The 3,240-nt window shown below is 63.6% G+C and carries 4 protein-coding genes; all 4 read right to left on the bottom strand.

Annotation, left to right across the window (positions count from 1 at the left end):
* Positions 1 to 748: SDR family oxidoreductase (locus EN935_RS28150; protein ID WP_164771394.1), on the bottom strand; the 748-nt coding region annotated here is incomplete at its 3' end.
* A gap of 23 nt (positions 749 to 771) precedes the next feature.
* On the bottom strand, positions 772 to 1,773 hold the full coding sequence (gene iolG / locus EN935_RS28145) for an inositol 2-dehydrogenase (protein WP_127263262.1): 1,002 nt from the start codon (positions 1,771 to 1,773) through the stop codon (positions 772 to 774).
* A 111-nt stretch (positions 1,774 to 1,884) separates the two neighbouring features.
* Positions 1,885 to 2,652 (bottom strand): ATP-binding cassette domain-containing protein, encoded by a 768-nt coding sequence (locus EN935_RS28140; protein WP_109667014.1) that lies wholly within the window; start codon positions 2,650 to 2,652, stop codon positions 1,885 to 1,887.
* 2 nt (positions 2,653 to 2,654) lie between these two features.
* The coding region (locus tag EN935_RS28135) for an ABC transporter permease (RefSeq protein ID WP_164771393.1) at positions 2,655 to 3,240 on the bottom strand (586 nt) is incomplete at its 5' end.

Below are 3,240 nucleotides of genomic sequence, written 5' to 3'. Positions count from 1 at the left end.
ATCCGGTCATGACGCCCGACTGCGGGCTGACCATATAGCTGATCAGCCGGGCAAGCTGGTCCGGCTTCACCAATTGCCCCATCGGCTGCGCAGCCTCGGCCTTTGCCAGCCAGTCGTCGGGTGCATCGTGCCATTTCCTCTGCACGATATCCTCACCCTCGGTGTCCATCCAGCCGGGCAGCACCGCGTTGCAGCGGATGCGGTTATAGCGATAGGCGTTGGCGACGTTCTTGGTCAGCGTCATCAGCGCTCCCTTGCTGGTCGAATAGGGCGTCAGGAACGACTGGCCGGTATGCGCCGACATCGACAGCACGTTGACGATGGAGCCGGGCGCCTTCTTCTCCAGCAGATGCGCCACCACGCCCTGCATCAGGAAGAACGGGCCCCGCACATTGGTGTCGAAAATCATGTCGAACAGCTCTTCGCTGGTTTCGACCAGCGAACCGCGCGCCGACGTCGCGGCGGCATTGACTAGGGCGTTGATGGTGCCGAAATGCGAGATCGCGGTGGCGACCGCACGCTTGCAGTCGGCGACATCAGAGACGTCGGCGCTGATGAAGATCACGTCGACGCCCGATTTCTTGAGATGGGCGACAGCCTTGTCGCCCTTTTCCTGCGAGCGGCCGATGAGCGCCAGCGCCCGGCAGCCTTCGTCGGCTAGCGCCTCGGCAACAGCAAAGCCGATGCCTTGCGCGCCGCCGGTGACGATGGCGCGCGTTTTTGAATTGCGATCGGCTGATGCGCTCATCGCTCTGCTCCTGTCTGGGTGTCTTATTTTGCCGTGTCCAAGCGAACGGTCTTGCCTGTGGTCGCCGACTTCAGCGCCGCATCCGCCAGCTTCAGGGCCACCAGCCCGTCCGCGCCACTTGGTACCGCCTTCTTGCCTGACGTTGCCGCTGCGATGAAGGCAGCGATCTCATTGGCATAGGCGTCGAGGTAGCGGGTCATGAAGAAGTCGTGCAACGGTGGACGCGTATAGCCCTTCTCGTTGGCCAGCTCGATCGACACTGGGCGCTGGTTCTCGGCCGCGACCATGCCTTTCGAGCCATGCACCTCGATGCGCTGATCATAGCCATAGGTGGCGCGGCGCGAGTTGGAGATGACGGCCTGCTTGCCGGAAGCGGTTTCGAGGATGACGCTGACGCTGTCGAAATCGCCGGCCGCACCGATCTTCTTGTCGACCAGCACCGAGGCATGCGCGCTGACCGCCACCGGCTCCTCGCCGAGCAGGAAGCGTGCCATGTCGAAATCATGGATGGTCATGTCGCGAAAAATGCCGCCCGAACGCTTGATGTAGTCGATCGGCGGCGCGCCGGGATCGCGCGAGGTGATGGTGACCATCTCGACGGTGCCGATGGCGCCGTCGTCGATCGCCTTGCGCACGGCGGCGAAGTGCGGATCGAAGCGGCGGTTGAAGCCGACCATCAGCGTCGCCTTGGTCTTCTCGACCACGGCCAGGCACTTCTCGACGCGCTTGACGTTGAGGTCGATCGGCTTCTCGCAGAATATAGCCTTGCCCGCCTTGGCGAAACGCTCGATCAGGTCGGCATGGGTGTCGGTCGGCGTGCAGATGACGACGGCGTCGATGTCCTTGGATGTCTCAATGGCGTCGATTGTGCGCACTTCGGCGCCATAGGCCGTCGCCAGCTCGGTCGCTGCCTTCTCGAACGCATCGGCGACGGCAACCAGTTTGGCCTGTGGGTTGGAGCCGACGGCGCGGGCGTGGACCTTGCCGATGCGGCCGGCACCGAGGAGGGCGAAGCGGAGAGTCATGGAAATTCCTTTGAGGGTGGTTCGAAGCGGGGCGCCGGTCATGGGCGCGGGTGATTTGCGGTCAAGACAAGATCGACAGGGAGGCGGTGACCACCGCCTCCGCGCCCGGCCTCAAGCCGCGAGTTCGGCCTCGCCGGTCTTGGCGCCGGTGATGTAGGAGACGATATCGTTTCCGTCGGTGTCCTGCTTGCGCAGATTGGCGACGATGCGGCCGCGCCGGAACACGACGATGCGGTCGCAAAGGTCGAACACCTGGCGCATGTTGTGGCTGATCAGGATCAGCGGCTCGCCATTGTCCTTCAGCGTGCGGATGATGTTTTCGACCTGCGCGGTCTCCTGCACGCCGAGGGCGGCGGTCGGTTCGTCCATGATGATCAGCTTGGAGGCGAAGGTCGCGGTCCGGGCGATCGCCACGCACTGGCGCTGGCCGCCCGACATGTGGCGGATGGTGTTGGACAGATTGGGGATCTTCACCGCCGTGCGGATCAGTGCCGCCTCGGTCGCCTTGCGCATGTACTTGCGGTCGAGGATCGAGAACGGGCCGAGATTGAACAGCACCTTTTCGCGGCCGAGGAACAGGTTCGACGGCACGTCGAGATCGTCGGCCAGCGCCAGGTTCTGGAACACGGTCTCGATGCCCGCCGTGCGGGCCTCGATCGGCCCGGCAAAATTCACTTCCTTGCCGTCGAACCAGATCTGGCCGCTGGTGCGTTGCTCGACGGCGGTGATCTGGCGCACGAAGGTCGACTTGCCGGCGCCGTTGTCGCCCATGATGGCGACATGCTCGCCCTTGCGCAGTTCGAAGTTCGCGCCTTCCAGCGCATGCACGCCGCCATAGCGCTTGGTCAGGTTTTCGGTCTTCAGGACGATGTCTGACATGGTCAAGCCCTCATTGCCCGCAGGCGTTGGCGCCACTGGTCGAGAACCACCGCACCGACGATGATCACGCCCTTGACCATCTCCTGGTAGTAGGCGTCGAGGCGCAGGAAGGTGAAGCCGGAGATGATGACGCCGAAGATCAGCGAGCCGATCACCGTGCCGATGATCGAGCCGCGGCCGCCTGACAGCGAGACGCCGCCGATGACCGCCATCGCAATGGCATCGAGTTCGTACATCACGCCCATGCCGGACTGAGCGGTGAGGTTCTTGGAGCTCAGCACCACGGCGGCGAGTGCTGCAAGCACGCCGGCGATGACGTAGACGAGGATCTTGTGGTTGGCGATCTTGATGCCGGACATGCGCGCGGCGTCCTCGTTGGAGCCGATCGCGTAACAATGCTTGCCGTACCTTGTGTAGGTCATGATCAGCTGGAACAGCACCGCCAGCGACAGGAAGATGATGACGGGCATCAGGCCTTTGCCGATGGCCGCGAAACCCTCGGTGGGAAACGAGATCGGCTGGCCCTTGGACCACCATTTGGCGATGCCGCGCGCGGTGACCATCATGCCGAGCGTGGCGATGAAAGGC

This window comes from Mesorhizobium sp. M7D.F.Ca.US.004.03.1.1 (assembly GCF_003998635.1).
Taxonomy (GTDB): Bacteria; Pseudomonadota; Alphaproteobacteria; order Rhizobiales; family Rhizobiaceae; genus Mesorhizobium; species Mesorhizobium loti.
Note: the sequence above shows the minus strand (reverse complement) of the source record. Positions and strands in the feature narration are given on the sequence as shown.